Below are 15,929 nucleotides of genomic sequence, written 5' to 3'. Positions count from 1 at the left end.
GCTCAACCCCGCGCCGGAAACAAGCCGGAGGGCCGGAACACCAGCACTGCCGCCATCAATACGTAAATGGCGATGGCGGCCAGCGTCGGCCCGACGCTGGAAGCCACGGCCGGAGAAAAGACCTGGCGCAGCAGCATGGGCAGGAAGGCCCGCCCCGCCGTGTCCACCATGCCCACCAGCAGCGCGCCGACAAAGGCGCCGCGAATCGATCCGATGCCGCCGATCACGATGCACACCAGCACCAGGATCAGGATTTCCTCGCCCATGCCCACCTGCACCGAAGTGATGGGGCCGAGCAAGGCGCCGGCCACGGCGGCCAGCATCGCGCCCAGCACGAACACGCCCAGGAACAGCAGCGGCACGCGCACGCCCATCAGGGTGGCCATCTGGCGGTTGGACGCCCCCGCCCGCACCAGCACGCCCGCGCGGGTGCGCGTCACGAACCAGTACAGGCCCGCGGCGGCGGCCACGCCGAACACGATGATCATCAGGCGGTAGGCGGGATAGAGCAGGTCGGGCAGCAGCCGGACCGGGCCGGACAGCGCGGCCGGCATGTTCAGCATGACCGGGGCAGGCCCCCAGATCATCTTGACCAGGTCATTGGCGATGAGGATGACGGCGTAGGTGCCCAACACCTGGGCCAGGTGGTCGCGCAGCGCCAGGCGGCGGATCAGCGTAAGTTCCAGCACCACGCCGACGATGCCGGTGGCGACGGCCGCCACCAGGACGGCGGCGGTGAATGAACCTGTGCGCTGCATGGTTTCGGCGGCGACATAGGCGCCGGCCATGTAGAGCGAGCCGTGAGCCAGATTCATGATGTCCATGATGCCGAACACCAGGGTCAGCCCGGCCGCGATCAGAAACAACATCAACCCAAACTGCAGACCGTTCAGCAATTGCTCGACGATCAGCGTAAACGTCATGAACACTTCCCCCTGCCGCGAATTGCCAATGGCCTGGTTCGCGGCCTAATCATTAAAGCCATCTGATTGCGCATCGCGTCCGCGCACCAAGCACGACGCATGCTGCGGTGCCACCCGATCCAGATGCCGCGGATCCGGCTCCGCCGGTCCGCAGGCATGCCCCCTTGAGGGGGAAGCGCGCAGCGCTTCGGGGGTGGGTCTTTCCCTCTACAACTTGCACTCGCCGACGTAGACGTCCTGGTACTTGTCGAACACCTTGCCCACCAGCTTGTTGGTGATGCGGCCGCTGCCGTCCTTGTCGACGACGCGCAGATAGTAGGACTGGATGGGATAGTGGTTCTTGCCGTAGGTGAAGCTGCCGCGCACCGAGGGGTAGTCGGCCTTTTCCAGCGCGCGCACGATGGCTTCGCGGTCGGAGGCCTTGCCGCCGGCCTGCTTGACGGCGGCGTCCATGGCCATGATCACGTCGTAGGCCTGGGCGGCGTACACCGAGGGGTAGCGGCCGTTGTATTCCTTGCGGAAGGCGTCGACGAAGGCCTTGTTCTGCGGCACGTCCAGGTCATGCGCCCACTGCGCCGTGTTGTACATGCCCAGCATGGGTTCGCCCACGGCCTGGATCACGTCCTCGTCGGCCGAGAAGCCCGGGCCGATCAGCTTGACGCTTTGCGACAGGCCGGTCGAGACAAACTGCTTGACGAAGTTGATGCCCATGCCGCCCGGCAGGAAGATATAGACGGCGTCCGGTTTGGCGGCGCGGATCTGCGCCAATTCGGCGGCGTAGTCGATCTGGCCGAGCTTGGTGTAGACCTCGTCGCCCGGGGCGGTCTTGTAGCCGCGCTTGAAGCCGTTGAGCGCATCCTTGCCGGCCGGATAGTCCGGGGCCATGATGAACATCTTCTTGAAGCCGCGATCCGCCGCGACCTTGCCGGCCGCTTCGTGGAAGGCGTCGTTCTGGTAGGACGTGCCGAACCAGTACGCATTGCATTGCGCGCCGGCGAACTGGCTGGGGCCGGGGTTGTTCGACAGGTACGGCACCTTGGCCGCGAACAGCGCGGGGCCCACGGCCAGCGCCACGTTCGAGCCGATGGGGCCGGTGAAGAAATCGACCTTGTCGCGCTGGATGTAGCGCGTCACCAGTTGGCGGGCCTGGTCGGGGTTGCCGCCCATGTCGGTCTGCACGAATTCGGCGGGCTGTCCGCCCAGCTTGCTGCCCAGTTGCTTGATGGCCAGGTTGAAACCGTCGCGGGCTTCGGCGCCCAAGGCGGAGAACGGGCCGGAGATGTCGTTGGCGATGCCGACCTTGATGGTGTCGGCGCCGGCCAGTGCCGGCACCAGGGCGGCGGCGGCCAGAAGGGAAGTGATCAAACGCATGGTGGTGTGCTCCGTGCGCGAGCCCGCGCAGAGGGTGTTCTTTTTTGAAATCGCGATTCGAAAAACTTCGTGCAGCACAGCCAAGGCTGGCGTGCTTCATAGTTTAGGTTTAAAGTATTCGGCAAAACAAGTCTAGGGTTTTTACCAAAGGGTTTTTACTAATAAGCTACCGCCATGGTTACCCTCCACCCAAACTATGAACACGCCGTGCCGGCTACCCGGCGCGACGTTCGCGCGACAGTACCCGACATCCCGCCGATACTCAAGAAGCGCGCCGCCGGCCACGCCGCGGCCCGCCTGACGATCCTCGATCGACAGCATCTGGCGCCCGCCCCTCATTCCCGGTAATTTCCATAGCCATGACCGATACCCCCGACCTGGAATCCCGCGCCGCGCCCGACGATCACCATGCGCTGCGCCTGTGGCTGCGCATGCTGACCTGCGCCAATCTCGTCGAGAGCGAGATCCGCAGCCGCCTGCGCAATGAATTCGACACGACCTTGCCGCGCTTTGACCTGATGGCGCAATTGCAGCGCGCGCCCAAGGGCATGAAGATGGGCGAACTGTCGCGCCACATGATGGTCACCAACGGCAATATCACCGGCATCACCGACCAGCTCGAAAAAGAAGGCCTGGTGGTGCGCACCAAGGTCGAATCCGACCGCCGCAGCTCGCTCATCAAACTTACGCCGCTGGGCAAGAAGAGCTTCGCCCGCATGGCCCGCGCCCATGAATCCTGGGTCAAGTCCATGTTCGGCGACCTGCCCGAAAGCACCCGCAACGCGCTGTTCCAGGCCCTGGGCGAACTCAAGCTGCAAGTGGTGGCAACCCGCTCCGAATCCGCCAAGAACTGAACGCCCGCAGGCGCCCATGTCCGCCTGCGGATTGGCGCATAATTGCCGCCATGATTCCGGTTTCTCTCCCTGGCGGTAATTTCTACGTGCTGATGGCAGCTTCGCTGGCCTGCCTGGCTACGCTGTTGACCTGGCTGGCCGTGCTGGCCACCACCCCCAGCGCCCGGGAATGGCTTGGCGGCCACCGGCGCGGCGGCGCCGTCCTGATGGCCTTGCTTGCCATCGTCGGCACCATCTTTCCCTATCAGCAGTTCAGCCTGTGGTTCTCGGCCCGGCAAAGCGCCCAGGCCGACGCCGACCGCAAGACCGTGCTGGCCCAGTCCACCCAACTGGCGGGCGTGGAGATGCCGGCCGGAACCGTGCTCAGCCTGGCCAAGCCGGGCGATCTGGCATCGTTCGATCTCGCCGTCTTCCCCGAAACCCACCCCGCCTCCATCCAGGGGGTCGCGGCCACGCGCATGTTCCGCTACCCGGCCAGCAGCAAGCAGGCCGAGACCCTGTCGGTGGAGATCGCCCGCGACCAGGCGCAGGACGGCTGGCTGTGCGCGCATGGGCACCGCCTTGAATTCGTGCTGCACGACGGCCGTCCTCGCTTTGCCAGCTGCCATCTGGCCATCGGCAATACCCTGAACCAGCAACCCGTGCCGCCCGGCGCCTGGCTCAAGGTCGTCAATGGCGGCAGCGCCGCCGGTGCGCCGCGCTGGCTGCTGCGCACCGAAGGCAGCGAGGCGCTGGAGGTGGCCCGCATGCCCATGCTCAAGGTGGACATGCAGCTGGACAGCCAGCGCCGCATGCTGGATTTCGAAGGCCTGCTGGCCCGCGAAACCGTACTGGGCGACATGACCTACCAGCCCGGCACCCGGGTGCTGGCCGCCAACGCCCGCCTGCCGGGCGCCCAGCCCGGCGATATGCTGTTCTCGCCCTCGCGCGGGCGTTCGGCGCGCCGTGCGGGCGGCGAGGACGTGCCAGCGGGCAAGTCGGTGCTGCAGGCCCCGGACGGCGCCGTGCGCAGCGTGCTGGGCAACCGCGAGGCCGGCGTGTTGGACGTCGCGGCCATGCGGATCGGCCCCTGACCGGACGCTGTCCCATTCCGGTGGGATAATACGAAGCTTTCCCCCGCGCGCCGCCTCGCCTGGCGGCGATTCCGTCCTGCTCATACATGAGACGAAGTCATGGCCGTTAATCTGCAGATCCCCTCCGAGTCCGAAATTTTTCCTGTTGCCGGCGTTGAAATCGGCGTTACCGAGGCCGGCATCCGCAAAGCCAACCGACGCGACCTGACCGTGTTCCGTTTCGCACAGGGCACCAGCGTGGCCGGCGTGTTCACGCGCAACCGCTTCTGCGCCGCGCCGGTGCAGGTTTGCCAGGCCCACCTGGCCGCCGGCGGCCCGATCAGCGCGCTGGTCATCAACACGGGCAACGCCAATGCCGGCACCGGCGAAGAAGGCCTGCAGAAGGCCAAGGACACCTGCGCCGCGCTGGGCAAGCTGCTGGGCGTGCCCGCGGCCGAAGTCCTGCCCTTCTCCACCGGCGTCATCCTGGAGCCGCTGCCGCTGGACCGCCTGGTGGCCGGCCTGCCCGCCGCCATCGCCGACCTGGGCGCCGACCACTGGTTCAGCGCCGCCCACGGCATCATGACGACCGACACCCTGCCGAAGATTTCTTCGGCCAAGGTGCAGATCGACGGCAAGACCGTCACCTTCACCGGCATCAGCAAGGGCGCCGGCATGATCCGGCCCAACATGGCCACCATGCTGAGCTTCCTGGCCACTGACGCCGGCATCGCCCAGCCGCTGCTGTCCAAGCTGGCCGGCGAAATCGCCGACGCCTCGTTCAACCGCATCACGGTCGACGGCGACACCTCCACCAACGACTCCTTCATCATCGCCGCCACCGGCAAGTCGGGCGTCGAAGTGAATGCCGAATCCGATCCGGCCTACGCCGCCGTGCGCGCAGCCCTGACGGCCGCCGCGCTGGAACTGGCCACCAAGATCGTGCGCGACGCCGAAGGCGCCACCAAGTTCATGACCATCCGCGTCGAAGAGGCCGGCACCACCGAGGAAGCGCTGAAGGTGGCGTACGCCGTGGCCCACTCGCCGCTGGTCAAGACCGCTTTCTTCGCCTCGGACCCCAACCTGGGCCGCATCCTGGCCGCGGTGGGCTACGCCGGCATCGACGACCTGGACGTGTCCAACATCCGCCTGTGGCTGGACGACGTGCTGGTGGCCAAGGACGGCGGCCGCAACCCCGCCTACCAGGAAGCCGACGGCCAGCGCGTGATGAAGCAGGCCGAGATCCAGGTGCGCATCGCCCTGGGCCGCGGCCAGGTCAGCGACACCGTCTACACCTGCGACTTCTCGCACGAGTACGTGTCGATCAACGCCGACTACCGCTCCTGATCCGAAACTTCCGGGACTTCAGACGTGACCGCAACCGAGTTCTCCACCCTTATCCAGCGCGCCGAGCGCGTGCTGGCGCAGCTGGAAGCCTGGCTTCCGCCCGCAACGCCCGAAATCGACTGGACCGCCCATGCCTACCGCTGGCGCAAGCGCGGCGCGCGCGGCTGGCTGGACGCCGTGCGCCACGTGGCGCGCATCGACATGGCGGACCTGCAGCACATCGAGCGCCAGAAGGGCATCATCGACCGCAACACGCTGCAGTTCCTGGAAAAGAAACCGGCCAACAACGTGCTCATGACCGGCGCCCGCGGCACCGGCAAGAGCTCGCTGGTCAAGGCCATGCTGGCCGCCTATGGCGAGCGCGGACTGCGCCTGATCGAAGTCGACAAATCCGACCTCGGCGACCTGGCCGACATTGTCGAACTGGTCGCCTCCCGTCCCGAACGCTTTATTGTGTTCTGCGACGACCTGTCGTTCGAGGAAGGCGAGGCCGGCTACAAGGCGCTGAAGTCGGTGCTGGACGGCTCGGTCTCGGCCTCGGGCGACAACGTGCTGATCTATGCAACGTCCAACCGGCGCCACCTGATGCCGGAATACATGAGCGAGAACCTGGCGGCCAAGCATCAGCCCGACGGCGAGATCCACCCGGGCGAAACCGTCGAGGAAAAGATCTCGCTGTCCGAGCGCTTCGGCCTGTGGCTGTCGTTCTATCCCTTCAAGCAGGACGACTACCTGGACATCGTCTACCACTGGCTGCGCGAACTGGGTTGCCCGGAAGCGCAGATCGAACCCTCGCGCACCGAGGCGCTGCAATGGACCATCGAGCGCGGCTCGCGTTCGGGCCGCGTGGCGTACCAGTTCGCGCGCGACTGGGCGGCCCGTCATGTCTGAAAAGATCGTCGACGTCGCCGCCGGCCTGATCCTGCGTCCGGACGGCATGCTGCTGCTGGGACAGCGCCCCGAAGGCAAACCCTGGGCGGGCTGGTGGGAGCTGCCCGGCGGCAAGCTCGAACCCGGCGAAACCGTGCTGGAAGCCCTGGCGCGCGAACTGCAGGAAGAAATCGGCATCCGCGTCACGCAGTCGCGCCCCTGGGTCACCTACGTGCACGCCTACCCCCACACCACGGTGCGCCTGGCGTTCTGCCACGTCACCGGCTGGGAAGGCGAACCGCGCAGCCTGGAAAACCAGCGCCTGGAATGGGTCAACCCCGCGCAGGCCGCGTCGGTGGGCGATCTGTTGCCCGCCACCCTGCCCCCGCTGCGCTGGCTGCAGTTGCCCACGTCCTACGGCATCAGCTCCGTGGGTTCGCGGGCCGGCGTGGCCGCCTTCCTGGGCCGGCTGGAAGCGGCGCTGGCGCGCGGCGTCAAGCTGGTGCAGTTGCGCGAACCGCAATGGCCGGACGGCGTGGCCTCCCCGTCGTTGCATGAAGTGCTGCAACAGGTGCAGAAGCGCTGCCGCGCCGCGGGCGCCCGGGTGCTGGTCAACAGCGTCCATCCCGCCGCCTGGTGGCGCGAGGCCGACGGCGTGCACCTGCGCGCGGCCGATGCGGCCAAGCTCACGGCGCGTCCCGAACTCCCCGCGGGCGCGCTGGTCGGCGTATCCGCGCACGACAACGCCCAGGTCGTCCATGCGCGCGAACTTGGCGCCGATTTCGCGGTGCTGGGCCCCGTGCTGGACACGCCCAGCCATCCCGGCGCGCCGACGCTCGGGTGGGAAGGCTTCGTGGCAGGCAACCGCGACGCCGGCATCCCGGTGTTCGCGCTGGGAGGCCAGTCCACCCAGACCGTATCGCAAGCGCTGCGCCATGGCGCGCACGGCATTGCGGGGATACGCGGCCTGATCTGAACCGCGGCGGCTTTGCTGAAAGCCGCCACCTGCCGGCGGCGCGGGAGCATCCAACGGCTCCCGCTGGGGCTGCCTCCGGCCCTCACAGGATTGACGCTACTCCGCGACTCCTTCCGGAACGCCAGCATGCGCCCTGCGCCGCGACACGCTTTCCCACGCCGCCACCAGAATCATGATCAACGTGGTCAAACCGCCCACCATGAGGTTGTCGGTCACGAAAGCCACGGGCGCCAGCACCGCCAGCAGCACCAGCCCCGCGACGTGCGACAGCGGAAAGCGGCCGTAGACCACTGTCTTGTAGATGCCGTTGCCTGCCAGGTATAGCGCCGGCCCGCCGATCAGCGCGGCAGCCGCCGGCATGGCGATACGCCCGTCCGGATGCAATATGACCAGCTCGTTGGCCACGGCGGACACGATCACGCCGGCGATCAGGATGACGTGCACATAATGGAACCAGGCGCCGATGCGGCCCGGATCGTCGCTATGCACGATGGCCTCGCTGCCATCGCGGCTGCTGGTGTCGAAGTACACCCACCACATGGCGGCCGTGCCCAGGAAGGCCGCCAGCAACGCGATCAGCGCGGGTGCGTCCCAGCGCTCCAGGCCAGCCAGCGTGGCGCCGGTGATGAGCAGGGTTTCGCCCAGCGCCACGATGACGAACAGTTGGCAGCGCTCGGCCAGGTGGCCGCCCTCGATCGTCCATTCGCTGGTCGCGGAACGCCCCAGGCCGGGAAAGCGGAAGCCGATCATGGGCGACAGATACTCGCAGGCCACCGCCAGCGCCCACAGCGCCAGCCGCGCACCGTCCTGCGAGAGTCCGCCGGCGATCCACAGGACCGCCGACACGCACAGCCAGGCCAACATGCGGCGGAAGTTGGGCGCCAGCGGATGCGCAGGCCCCAGGTGCAGCACGATGAACAGCGTGCGCCCCACCTGGATCAGCGCATAGCTGACGGCGAACACCAGCCCGGTGGCGCCGAACGCGCCCGGCAGGGCGGCGCCAAAGACCAGGCCGGCCAGCATCACGGCGAACAACATGACGCGCATGGGCACGGCGTCGGGATCGAACCAGTTGGTGACCCAGCAGGTGTATTGCCAGCCCAGCCAGACGGCGAACCACAGCACCAGGGAGTGGAGCGCGCCCATCAAGGTCAGATCATGCAGCAGGCTGTGGGATATCTGGGTGACCGCGAAGACGTACACCAGGTCGAAGAACAGCTCGACGTAGGTGACGCGGGCTTCGTGTCCGTCGCGGCGGCGCAGCAGGTTGGCGCTTGCAAGAAAGGTCATGGCGTGGGCCTCGCCTGGGGATGATGGCGCAGCCAGATTAGCGCAAGGCTGGTGGTGCCGGACCGTCAAAAAATGCAAAGCCTGGCGGGCGTGGCGGCGGCGCCACGCGCCGGATCTGTGCAGCCTGACCGCCGCTCGCAACTGCACGGAAGCCGGCCCAAGCCGAACAAGGCTGGCAGCGATTTGCGGTAAGCCGTCGTAGGCGGGAGACACGTGGCGCGCTATAAAAAACGGGCGTCATACACCAGTCGAGGAGAGCGCCATGAAATCAGAATCCATCTATAAAACACCCCATAGCCGCCCAGCAGACCGGCGCAAAACCGCCGCCCGGCCAGGCAGTCCGGCACTGGGGTACGTCGTCGCCATCAACCAACGGCCAACGCCGGCGCCGGTGCCCGCCGACAGGTCCTGGGACGCCTGGTTCGCAGGCGAGTCCGTCACGGCCGACTTTCTCAACGACCGCGATCAACCCGTGGCCAGGGCAGGAGGCCGCTCATGCCGCTGAAGTTCGTGCTGGACACGAACACCTGCATCTTTGCCATCAAGAACAAGCCAGACGCAGTGCAGCAGGCGTTCAACCGGCGGCAGGGCCAGCTATGTATCAGCGCGATCACCGCCATGGAGCTCGCCTATGGCGCGGAAAAGTCCGCCGCCCCCTCGCGCAATCACGCCGTTGTCGACGGTTTCCTGCAGCGCCTGGAAGTGCTCGACTATGACCATGACGCGGCAGCAGATTCGGGTCAGCTTCGCGCGGAACTGGCGCGCGCCGGAACCCCTATTGGCCCCTACGACGCCATGATCGCCGGCCACACCCGCTCGCGCGGCCTGGTACTTGTTACCAACAACACGCGTGAATTTTCCCGCGTGCCCGGATTGCAGCTGGACGATTGGACGCTGAAACACTGAAACTGGGCCCCGTCGCCTCGCTGTCGTGCCCGTGTCGTGCCCCTGTCGTATCGCTGCGCCGCCCTATCGGCTACCTTGGTGATTCCGAACCAATGGGAATCGAACCATGCTGATTCAAAAGCTACGCCTCAAGCGCGGATGGTCCCAGCAGCAGCTGGCCCAGGCCAGCGGCCTGAGCGCGCGGACCATCCAGCGCATCGAAGCGGGCCAACCCGCGAGTGTGGAGACGCTCAAGTCCATTGCCTCGGTTTTCGAAGTCGATTTTTCCACCCTGAATACGGAGGAAACAGCAATGGATACGACAATGACAGCCGCCGAGGAGGCGGAACGAGAAGCCTTCGCCCACGTGCGCGCCTTGCGCGGCTTCTATGTGGCCTGCCTGCGCTACGCGCTGATCGCGGCGGCGCTGTACGCGATCAATCTGCTGACCTCGCCCCAGCGCATGTGGTCATACTGGGTGATGCTGGGCCTGGGACTGGCCCTGGCGGCGCGCGCCATCCGGGTCTACGCGCCGTACCGGCTGTTCGGTCCCCAATGGGAAAGGCGGCAGGTCGAAAAGCGGCTGGGACGGCCGCTTTGACCCGAAGTCAATCGATCTTGTAATCCATCCACGACGCAACCATCTCGCGCAGCCCGCCGCCGTCATCGAAGGCTTCGCGCCCGCCCTCGGCCTTGTTGCGGCCCAGCTCCAGGATGTACATGTAGTCGGACACCTCGGCGCAGCGGCGCACGTTCTGGTCCACCAGCACCACCGTCATGCCCTCGTCGGCAAAGCCGCGGATCAGCGTGTAGATCTCCTTGGAGATCTTGGGCGCCAGCATGGCGGTGGGCTCGTCCAGCAGGATGACGGACGGCTCGATCAACAAGGCCCGTCCGAACTCCACGAAGCGCTGCTGTCCGCCGCTCATGCTGGAGACGGGGTCGTCGCGCTTCTGCGCCAGGATCGGGAAGCGGTCGTAGACGGAATCGATGCGCTGGCGCACCCGCGCCTTGTCCTTGCGGAACGGCCAGCAGCCCAGCAGCAGGTTGTCGTGCACCGACAGTTCGCCGAACAGGCTGCGGTGCTGCGGCACGAAAGCCACGCCGTTGCTGGCGCGCTCGTGCGAGGGTTGCGCGCTGATGTCCGCGCCGCGCAGCGTAATGCGGCCGGTGCGCGGCGGCAGGAAACCGAACATGGTCTTCAGCACCGTGGACTTGCCGGCGCCGTTGGGGCCGATGACGCCCGTCACCTTGCCTGCGCGCGCCTGGATGTTGACGTGGTTCAGGATGGTGATGTCGCCGTGGTAGGCCACGGTCACGTCTTCCAGCGCGAGTATCGACGTGCTCATGTCAGGCTCCCAGATAGGCTTCGACCACACGGGGGTCGGCGCGCACTTGCTCGGCGTTGCCCTGGCTCAGGATGGCGCCTTCGTTCATGACGATGATGTGATGAGACAGCTGGTAGATCGAGGTCAGGTCGTGCGACACCAGCACCACCGAGCAGTCGTGCTCGCCCGGCAGTTCGCGGATGACCGAGATCAGCAGCTGCGCCAGCGCCGGGTTGACGCCCGCGAAGGGCTCGTCCAGCAGCACCACCTTGGGCCGTGCCACCATGATGCGCGCCAGCTCCACCAGTTTCTGCTGTCCGCCGGACAGCTCCTCGGCGTAGTTGTGGCGCAGACGATGCAGCTCCACCTTGTGCAGCCAGTACTCGGATTGGGCGTAGCGCTCGTCGGCGCTGCGGCCGGTCTGCTGCTGCGCCACTTCCAGATTGTCCAGCAGGGTCAGCTGGCGGAAGATGCGCGGCACCTGGAAGGTGCGGCCCACGCCCAGCCGGGCGACCTCGTGGATCTGCTTACCGGCGATGTTCTGGCCGTCGAGCTCGATGCGGCCCTCGTCCGGCGTGTAGATGCCGTTGATGCAGTTGAGCATGGTGGTCTTGCCCGACCCGTTCATGCCGATGACGCCCAGGATCGAGCCGCGCGGCACGTCCAGGTCCACGCCCTGCAAGGCCACCAGCCCGCCGAAGCGCTTCTTGAGATTGCTGACTTTCAACATGTGTCCGGCTCCTGTTAGCGCAACGCCTGGCGGCCGAAGAGTCCGCTGGGCCGGATGAAGATGGTGGCAACCATGAGCGTGAAGCCGCAGATGGTGGCGATGGAGGGATTGAAGAACACCACCGACACCTGCTCCGTGACGCCGAACAGCAGCGCGCCGACCAGCGCGCCCACCGGGTGGCCCAGGCCGCCCAGCACGATGACGATGAAGCCGATCAGCGTGTAGTCGTTGCCCATGAACGGCGAGAACGCCGGGAACACCATCGCCACCAGCACGCCGCTGGCGGCGGCCAGGCCGATGCCCAGCCCGAAGGCCACGGCCGACAGGCGTTCGGCGTTGATCCCCACGATGCGCACCGCGTCGCGGTTCATGATGATGGCGCGCAGCGCCTTGCCCAGCTGGCTGCGGTACAGGAACACCGTCAGCGCGCCGATGATGGCCAGCGCAATCACCAGCGCCAAGAGGCGCACGGTCGGGATCAGCACCGGTCCGAACTTCAGGAACACGGGTTCGATCTCATAGGGCAGCGAGCGCGCGTCGGCGTCGAACACCAGCAGCATGATGGCGCCCAGCATGATGGACACGCCGAACATCAGCAGCAGCGAACTGATCTCGGGATCGTCCGCCTTGGACAGCCGCGGAATCAGTACGAAATAGAGCAGATAGCCCGCCAGGAAGAACGCGGCGAAGGCCAGCGGCAGCGCCACCAGCGGGTTGATGCCGGCGTACTCCATCAGATAGAAGGCGAAGTACGCGCCCAGCACCAGGAACTCGCCGTGCGCGAAGTTGACCACGCGCAGCACGCCGAAGATCACGTTCAGCCCCACGCCGATCAGGCCATAGATGGCGCCCAGGATCAGGCCGTTGATCAGCCCTTGGATAATCAGTCCGGTCATGGCGGTTCCTCAGGCGATGTAGCGGCGCAGTTGCGGCTTGCGTTTGATCAGGCTGCCGACGATGCCGCGCGGCAGGAACAGCATCAGCAGCACGATGATCAGGCCCAGCAGCAGCAGGTTAACCACCGGGAATTTCTGCCAGATCATGTGGTCGATGCCCAGGAGCGCCAGCGTGCCGACGACCGGCCCGAGGATGGTGCCGAAGCCGCCCGCCATCGCGTAGATGATGCTCTTGGCGGTGATCAGCACGTGGAAGGCGTACTCCGGATCCACCACGTTCGTGTACCAGGCCTCGATGCCGCCGGCCAGCGCAGGGAACAGCGCGGCCAGCAGCCAGGCCTTGAGGCGGGTGTTGGGCACGTGGATGCCGACGCAGGCGGCCGCGCCGTCATCGTCGCGGATGGCCTTGAGCGCGCGGCCCAGGCTGGACACCGACAGCCAGGTGACGGTGGCCAGGGTCGCGCCCATCACGGCCAGCATGGCGTAATAGCTGTGCGTGGGATTGTTGGCGTTGGACAGGATGATGCCCATGCTGCCGCCGGTGAAGGACTGCGGCAGGTTGGAGATCACCAGCTTGACGATGGTGGCTAGCGCCAGGCTCACGATGCCGAAGTACACCCCGCGCAACCTCAGCGTGGGCGCCAGCAGCAGCGCGATCGCCACGCCCACGCCGCCCGCCGCCAGCAGCGACGGCAGGATGGGCCAGCCCAGGATCTTGTAACAGATGCCGGTGGCGTACGAGCCCACGCCATAGAACACCACGTAGCCGAACGGCAGATAGCCGGTGAAGCCGACGCAGATGTTCATGGCGCTGGCCATGGTGATCCACAACATCAGGTAGAACGCGAACGAGATGTTCGACGTGGCCATCGGAATCAAAGCCAGGCCCGCGGCCAGGCCGGCAAAGACGATGATGGCGATGCGGGTGCGCAACCGCACTGCGCGCTGATCCTGCGCGCGATGCGAGGCGGCGCCCGCCGCCAGGACGGGACTGCTGCTCATATGTCTTCCTCCGGGCCGTTTCCGGGTTGGACGGCCGCTTTATTTGGAGGCGATTATGAACAGTTCAAACCATAACTGCAAGTTAAGGACTAACCCTTATTTTCGACCGGAAAGGCCTCGGCAAGCACCTCGCGCAGCTCGTTGATGAACTCCAGCGCGATGGCCGAGGGCTCGCGATTGCTGGCATAGACGGCCGAGATATTCAGAGGAATGCGCTCGGCCAGCGGCACGATGACCACGTCCGGCATGGTGTTCTGCATGACGGTGAATTCATCCACGATGGCGATGCCCACCCCGGCATTGACCAGGGCGCAGGCCAGCTGACTCCAGGGCACGTCGGCACACATGCGGCACGGCAGGCCCGCCTGCTCGAAGGCGCCCAGCACCAGCATGCCAAAGGGCATGCGCGTGCCCACCACGATATGCGGATGCGGCGACAGATCGGCCAGGCTTACCTCGGCACGAGCCGCCAGCGGATGCGCCTTGGGTATGGCGGCCACCATCTTTCCCACGTGCAGGGGCTGGGACGTCAGGAAGGGATGATCCGCCTGCATCACCACCAACCCCAGCTCGGCCTCGCCCTGCAATACGTCGGTGATCAGCGTGGGCAGCGCCGTCGTGTTCAGCCGCAACAGCAGCTCGGGATGGCGCTGCTGGAAGCGCGCCACGGCGCGCGGCACCAGGAACTGGGCCAGGCTGGGAATGGACGCCAGCCGCAACACCCCGGTGCCGTGCTCCGCCAGCGCGTCGGCCAGGTCGTTGACGCGCTGCATCATGCGCTGTGTTTTCTCGATTTCCTCAAACAGGCTCTGCACTTGCGAGGTCGGCCTGAGCTTGCCGCGGACCCGCTCGAAGAGCGTGACACCCATGGCTTTTTCCGTATGCGCCAGCATCCGGCTGACGGCCGGCTGGGAAATGTTCAGCAGCCGGGCGGCGCCGCTGATGGACCCGGCCATGACGATGGCCCACAGCATTTCGGTCTGTCGGTAATTCAATTTATTCAAGGCGTGCGCTCCATGCCTATTTGTTATACGCTATCTCGCATGTTGAGCAAACATTGCCCAACATATGGCCTGTGTCCGATGGTCCGCCACGGAACGCGGGGCCGCATACCAAAAACGATAGGAGACCTCCCATGCACGCTAGACCCTGGCTGTCCCGCTTACCGGCGCTGGCCCTTGCCGTCGCCGCCCTGACCCCTGCCCTGGGCGCCGCCCAGACCTCGGACAAGATCCGCGTCGGCATGACGGTATCGTCGACCGGCAGTTTCGCGCTCGCCTCGCAATCGGGCGTGCGCGGCGTCGAACTGTGGGTCGACGACGTCAACCGCCGCGGCGGCATCGAAGTCAAAGGCAAGAAATACCCCGTCGAGCTGGTCAAGCTGGACGACCGCAGCGACAAGCAGATGGTGACCCGCGTTTACGAACGCCTGATTGTCGATGAAAAAGTGGATCTGGTGTTCGCGCCCTTCGGCTCCACGCTGACCGCCGCGGCCGCCACGGTGACCGAGCGCCTGGGCAAGTACCTGATGGTCTGGTCTGCCGCCAGCGACGACCTGTACAAGCAGGGCTTCAAGAACATGGTGTCCGGCACGCAGATGCCGGTGTCGGCGATGCTGCGCGCCAACATGGAGCTGGCCGCCAACCAGGGCGTGAAGAAGGTCGCCATACTGTATTCGGACGAGCCGTTCCCGGCGGGCCTGGCCGAAGGCGGCAAGGAACAGGCCGCCAAGAATGGCATGCAGGTCGTGCTGTTCGAGAAGTACCCCAAGGGTCAGAAGGACTTCAGCACCATTCTGCAGAAGGCCCGCGCGGCCGGCGCCGAAGCGCTGGTGCCGACCTCGTACGAGGGCGACCTGATCAGCATGACGCGCCAGATGAAGCAGCTGGACATCAACTTCCCGTATGTCTTCATGGTGTATGCGTCGACCCCGCAATTCCAGGCCATCGGCGCGGATTCCAACTACATCTACAGCCACACCAACTACCACCCCGCGATCAACTGGAAGGTCAACGCCGGCATGACGCGCGAGCAGTTCGCCGCCGCCTATGACCAGCGCTTCCCCAAGGCCGAGTTCCCGCCCGATTTCCAGACCGCGCTGGCCTATGGCGCGGGCGCGTTGACCGAGGAGATCGTCAAGCAAGCCGGCAGCACCGACGCCGCCGCGCTGAAGAAGGCCTCGCTGGACCTGTCCGGCAAGCTCACCGTCATGGCCGGTCCCTACGCCATCGACGAAACGGGCAAGCAGCTCTTGATGCCCTTCCCCGTGGTGCAGCTGCTGCCGGGCAAGGGCATGGTCCCGGTCTGGCCCGCCGACGTGGCCACGCAAAAGCCGGTATACCCGGCCCCCGACTGGAACAAGCGCTGATCGCGCAGGCAGGAAGGCGGCGCGCGGCGACCCGCGC

The 15,929-nt window shown here is 66.2% G+C and carries 16 protein-coding genes; 8 read left to right on the top strand and 8 right to left on the bottom strand.

Annotated features, from left to right (window positions below):
* Positions 1-2 precede the first annotated feature (2 nt).
* On the bottom strand, positions 3-923 hold the full coding sequence (locus tag IAG39_RS02945; protein ID WP_013391329.1) for a branched-chain amino acid ABC transporter permease: 921 nt from the start codon (positions 921-923) through the stop codon (positions 3-5).
* Positions 924-1,130: 207 nt separating this feature from the next.
* Positions 1,131-2,294: an ABC transporter substrate-binding protein gene (locus IAG39_RS02940; protein WP_118931449.1), complete on the bottom strand. Its 1,164-nt coding sequence runs from the start codon at positions 2,292-2,294 to the stop codon at positions 1,131-1,133.
* 359 nt (positions 2,295-2,653) lie between these two features.
* On the opposite strand from IAG39_RS02940, the gene IAG39_RS02935 reads away from it, so the two are divergent.
* The 5 genes from IAG39_RS02935 to IAG39_RS02915 all read left to right on the top strand — a co-directional run bounded on the left by IAG39_RS02935 (position 2,654) and on the right by IAG39_RS02915 (position 7,393).
* Entirely contained in the window at positions 2,654-3,148 is a 495-nt protein-coding gene (locus tag IAG39_RS02935; protein WP_059373990.1) for a MarR family winged helix-turn-helix transcriptional regulator, read from the top strand.
* A 50-nt stretch (positions 3,149-3,198) separates the two neighbouring features.
* Complete coding sequence (locus IAG39_RS02930; protein WP_118931447.1) at positions 3,199-4,221, top strand: hypothetical protein; 1,023 nt, start codon at positions 3,199-3,201, stop codon at positions 4,219-4,221.
* Between the two features lie 99 nt (positions 4,222-4,320).
* The gene (argJ, locus tag IAG39_RS02925; RefSeq protein ID WP_054459243.1) at positions 4,321-5,547 is read left to right on the top strand and encodes a bifunctional glutamate N-acetyltransferase/amino-acid acetyltransferase ArgJ; all 1,227 of its coding nucleotides are present in this window, start codon (positions 4,321-4,323) and stop codon (positions 5,545-5,547) included.
* A 24-nt stretch (positions 5,548-5,571) separates the two neighbouring features.
* Complete coding sequence (locus tag IAG39_RS02920; RefSeq protein WP_059373992.1) at positions 5,572-6,438, top strand: ATP-binding protein; 867 nt, start codon at positions 5,572-5,574, stop codon at positions 6,436-6,438.
* Complete coding sequence (locus IAG39_RS02915; protein WP_059373993.1) at positions 6,431-7,393, top strand: Nudix family hydrolase; 963 nt, start codon at positions 6,431-6,433, stop codon at positions 7,391-7,393. The genes IAG39_RS02920 and IAG39_RS02915 overlap by 8 nt, the downstream gene beginning before the upstream one ends.
* A 96-nt stretch (positions 7,394-7,489) precedes the next feature.
* On the opposite strand, the gene IAG39_RS02910 is transcribed toward IAG39_RS02915, so the two are convergent.
* Positions 7,490-8,683 (bottom strand): low temperature requirement protein A, encoded by a 1,194-nt coding sequence (locus IAG39_RS02910; protein WP_118931446.1) that lies wholly within the window; start codon positions 8,681-8,683, stop codon positions 7,490-7,492.
* 495 nt (positions 8,684-9,178) lie between these two features.
* Between IAG39_RS02910 and vapC the strand changes: the two genes are divergently transcribed.
* Both vapC and IAG39_RS02900 read left to right on the top strand, forming a co-directional pair.
* Positions 9,179-9,589, top strand: a complete 411-nt coding sequence (vapC, locus tag IAG39_RS02905; protein ID WP_118931445.1) for a type II toxin-antitoxin system tRNA(fMet)-specific endonuclease VapC — start codon at positions 9,179-9,181, stop codon at positions 9,587-9,589.
* 106 nt (positions 9,590-9,695) lie between these two features.
* The gene (locus IAG39_RS02900; RefSeq protein ID WP_118931444.1) at positions 9,696-10,169 is read left to right on the top strand and encodes a helix-turn-helix domain-containing protein; all 474 of its coding nucleotides are present in this window, start codon (positions 9,696-9,698) and stop codon (positions 10,167-10,169) included.
* A 7-nt stretch (positions 10,170-10,176) separates the two neighbouring features.
* Here IAG39_RS02900 and IAG39_RS02895 read toward each other — a convergent pair whose 3' ends face one another.
* The 5 genes from IAG39_RS02895 to IAG39_RS02875 all read right to left on the bottom strand — a co-directional run bounded on the left by IAG39_RS02895 (position 10,177) and on the right by IAG39_RS02875 (position 14,498).
* Positions 10,177-10,917: an ABC transporter ATP-binding protein gene (locus tag IAG39_RS02895; protein WP_054459254.1), complete on the bottom strand. Its 741-nt coding sequence runs from the start codon at positions 10,915-10,917 to the stop codon at positions 10,177-10,179.
* Position 10,918: 1 nt separating this feature from the next.
* Positions 10,919-11,626, bottom strand: a complete 708-nt coding sequence (locus IAG39_RS02890; protein ID WP_054459256.1) for an ABC transporter ATP-binding protein — start codon at positions 11,624-11,626, stop codon at positions 10,919-10,921.
* Positions 11,627-11,640: 14 nt separating this feature from the next.
* A complete protein-coding gene (locus IAG39_RS02885; RefSeq protein WP_059373997.1) occupies positions 11,641-12,522 on the bottom strand; it encodes a branched-chain amino acid ABC transporter permease in 882 nt (293 codons plus the stop codon).
* Between the two features lie 9 nt (positions 12,523-12,531).
* Positions 12,532-13,524, bottom strand: coding sequence for a branched-chain amino acid ABC transporter permease (locus IAG39_RS02880; protein WP_059373998.1), 993 nt, complete (start codon positions 13,522-13,524; stop codon positions 12,532-12,534).
* 89 nt (positions 13,525-13,613) lie between these two features.
* Positions 13,614-14,498: a LysR family transcriptional regulator gene (locus tag IAG39_RS02875; RefSeq protein WP_118931443.1), complete on the bottom strand. Its 885-nt coding sequence runs from the start codon at positions 14,496-14,498 to the stop codon at positions 13,614-13,616.
* A gap of 161 nt (positions 14,499-14,659) precedes the next feature.
* Between IAG39_RS02875 and IAG39_RS02870 the strand changes: the two genes are divergently transcribed.
* Entirely contained in the window at positions 14,660-15,892 is a 1,233-nt protein-coding gene (locus IAG39_RS02870; RefSeq protein WP_088138198.1) for an amino acid ABC transporter substrate-binding protein, read from the top strand.
* Positions 15,893-15,929: the final 37 nt, after the last annotated feature.

Source organism: Achromobacter xylosoxidans, assembly GCF_014490035.1.
Lineage (GTDB): Bacteria > Pseudomonadota > Gammaproteobacteria > Burkholderiales > Burkholderiaceae_B > Achromobacter > Achromobacter bronchisepticus_A.
The sequence above is the reverse complement of the archived record's forward strand: the minus strand, read 5'-3'. Positions and strand labels throughout refer to the sequence as shown.

Coding starts and splice junctions, on each gene's coding strand:
- IAG39_RS02935 (WP_059373990.1), top strand. CDS start 2,654: ATGACCGATACCCCCGACCTGGAATCCCGCGCCGCGCCCGACGATCAC.
- IAG39_RS02880 (WP_059373998.1), bottom strand. CDS start 13,524: ATGAGCAGCAGTCCCGTCCTGGCGGCGGGCGCCGCCTCGCATCGCGCG.
- IAG39_RS02900 (WP_118931444.1), top strand. CDS start 9,696: ATGCTGATTCAAAAGCTACGCCTCAAGCGCGGATGGTCCCAGCAGCAG.
- IAG39_RS02875 (WP_118931443.1), bottom strand. CDS start 14,498: ATGCTGTGGGCCATCGTCATGGCCGGGTCCATCAGCGGCGCCGCCCGG.
- IAG39_RS02940 (WP_118931449.1), bottom strand. CDS start 2,294: ATGCGTTTGATCACTTCCCTTCTGGCCGCCGCCGCCCTGGTGCCGGCA.
- IAG39_RS02885 (WP_059373997.1), bottom strand. CDS start 12,522: ATGACCGGACTGATTATCCAAGGGCTGATCAACGGCCTGATCCTGGGC.
- IAG39_RS02895 (WP_054459254.1), bottom strand. CDS start 10,917: ATGAGCACGTCGATACTCGCGCTGGAAGACGTGACCGTGGCCTACCAC.
- IAG39_RS02890 (WP_054459256.1), bottom strand. CDS start 11,626: ATGTTGAAAGTCAGCAATCTCAAGAAGCGCTTCGGCGGGCTGGTGGCC.
- IAG39_RS02945 (WP_013391329.1), bottom strand. CDS start 923: ATGACGTTTACGCTGATCGTCGAGCAATTGCTGAACGGTCTGCAGTTT.
- IAG39_RS02930 (WP_118931447.1), top strand. CDS start 3,199: ATGATTCCGGTTTCTCTCCCTGGCGGTAATTTCTACGTGCTGATGGCA.
- IAG39_RS02910 (WP_118931446.1), bottom strand. CDS start 8,683: ATGACCTTTCTTGCAAGCGCCAACCTGCTGCGCCGCCGCGACGGACAC.
- IAG39_RS02870 (WP_088138198.1), top strand. CDS start 14,660: ATGCACGCTAGACCCTGGCTGTCCCGCTTACCGGCGCTGGCCCTTGCC.
- IAG39_RS02915 (WP_059373993.1), top strand. CDS start 6,431: ATGTCTGAAAAGATCGTCGACGTCGCCGCCGGCCTGATCCTGCGTCCG.
- vapC (WP_118931445.1), top strand. CDS start 9,179: ATGCCGCTGAAGTTCGTGCTGGACACGAACACCTGCATCTTTGCCATC.
- argJ (WP_054459243.1), top strand. CDS start 4,321: ATGGCCGTTAATCTGCAGATCCCCTCCGAGTCCGAAATTTTTCCTGTT.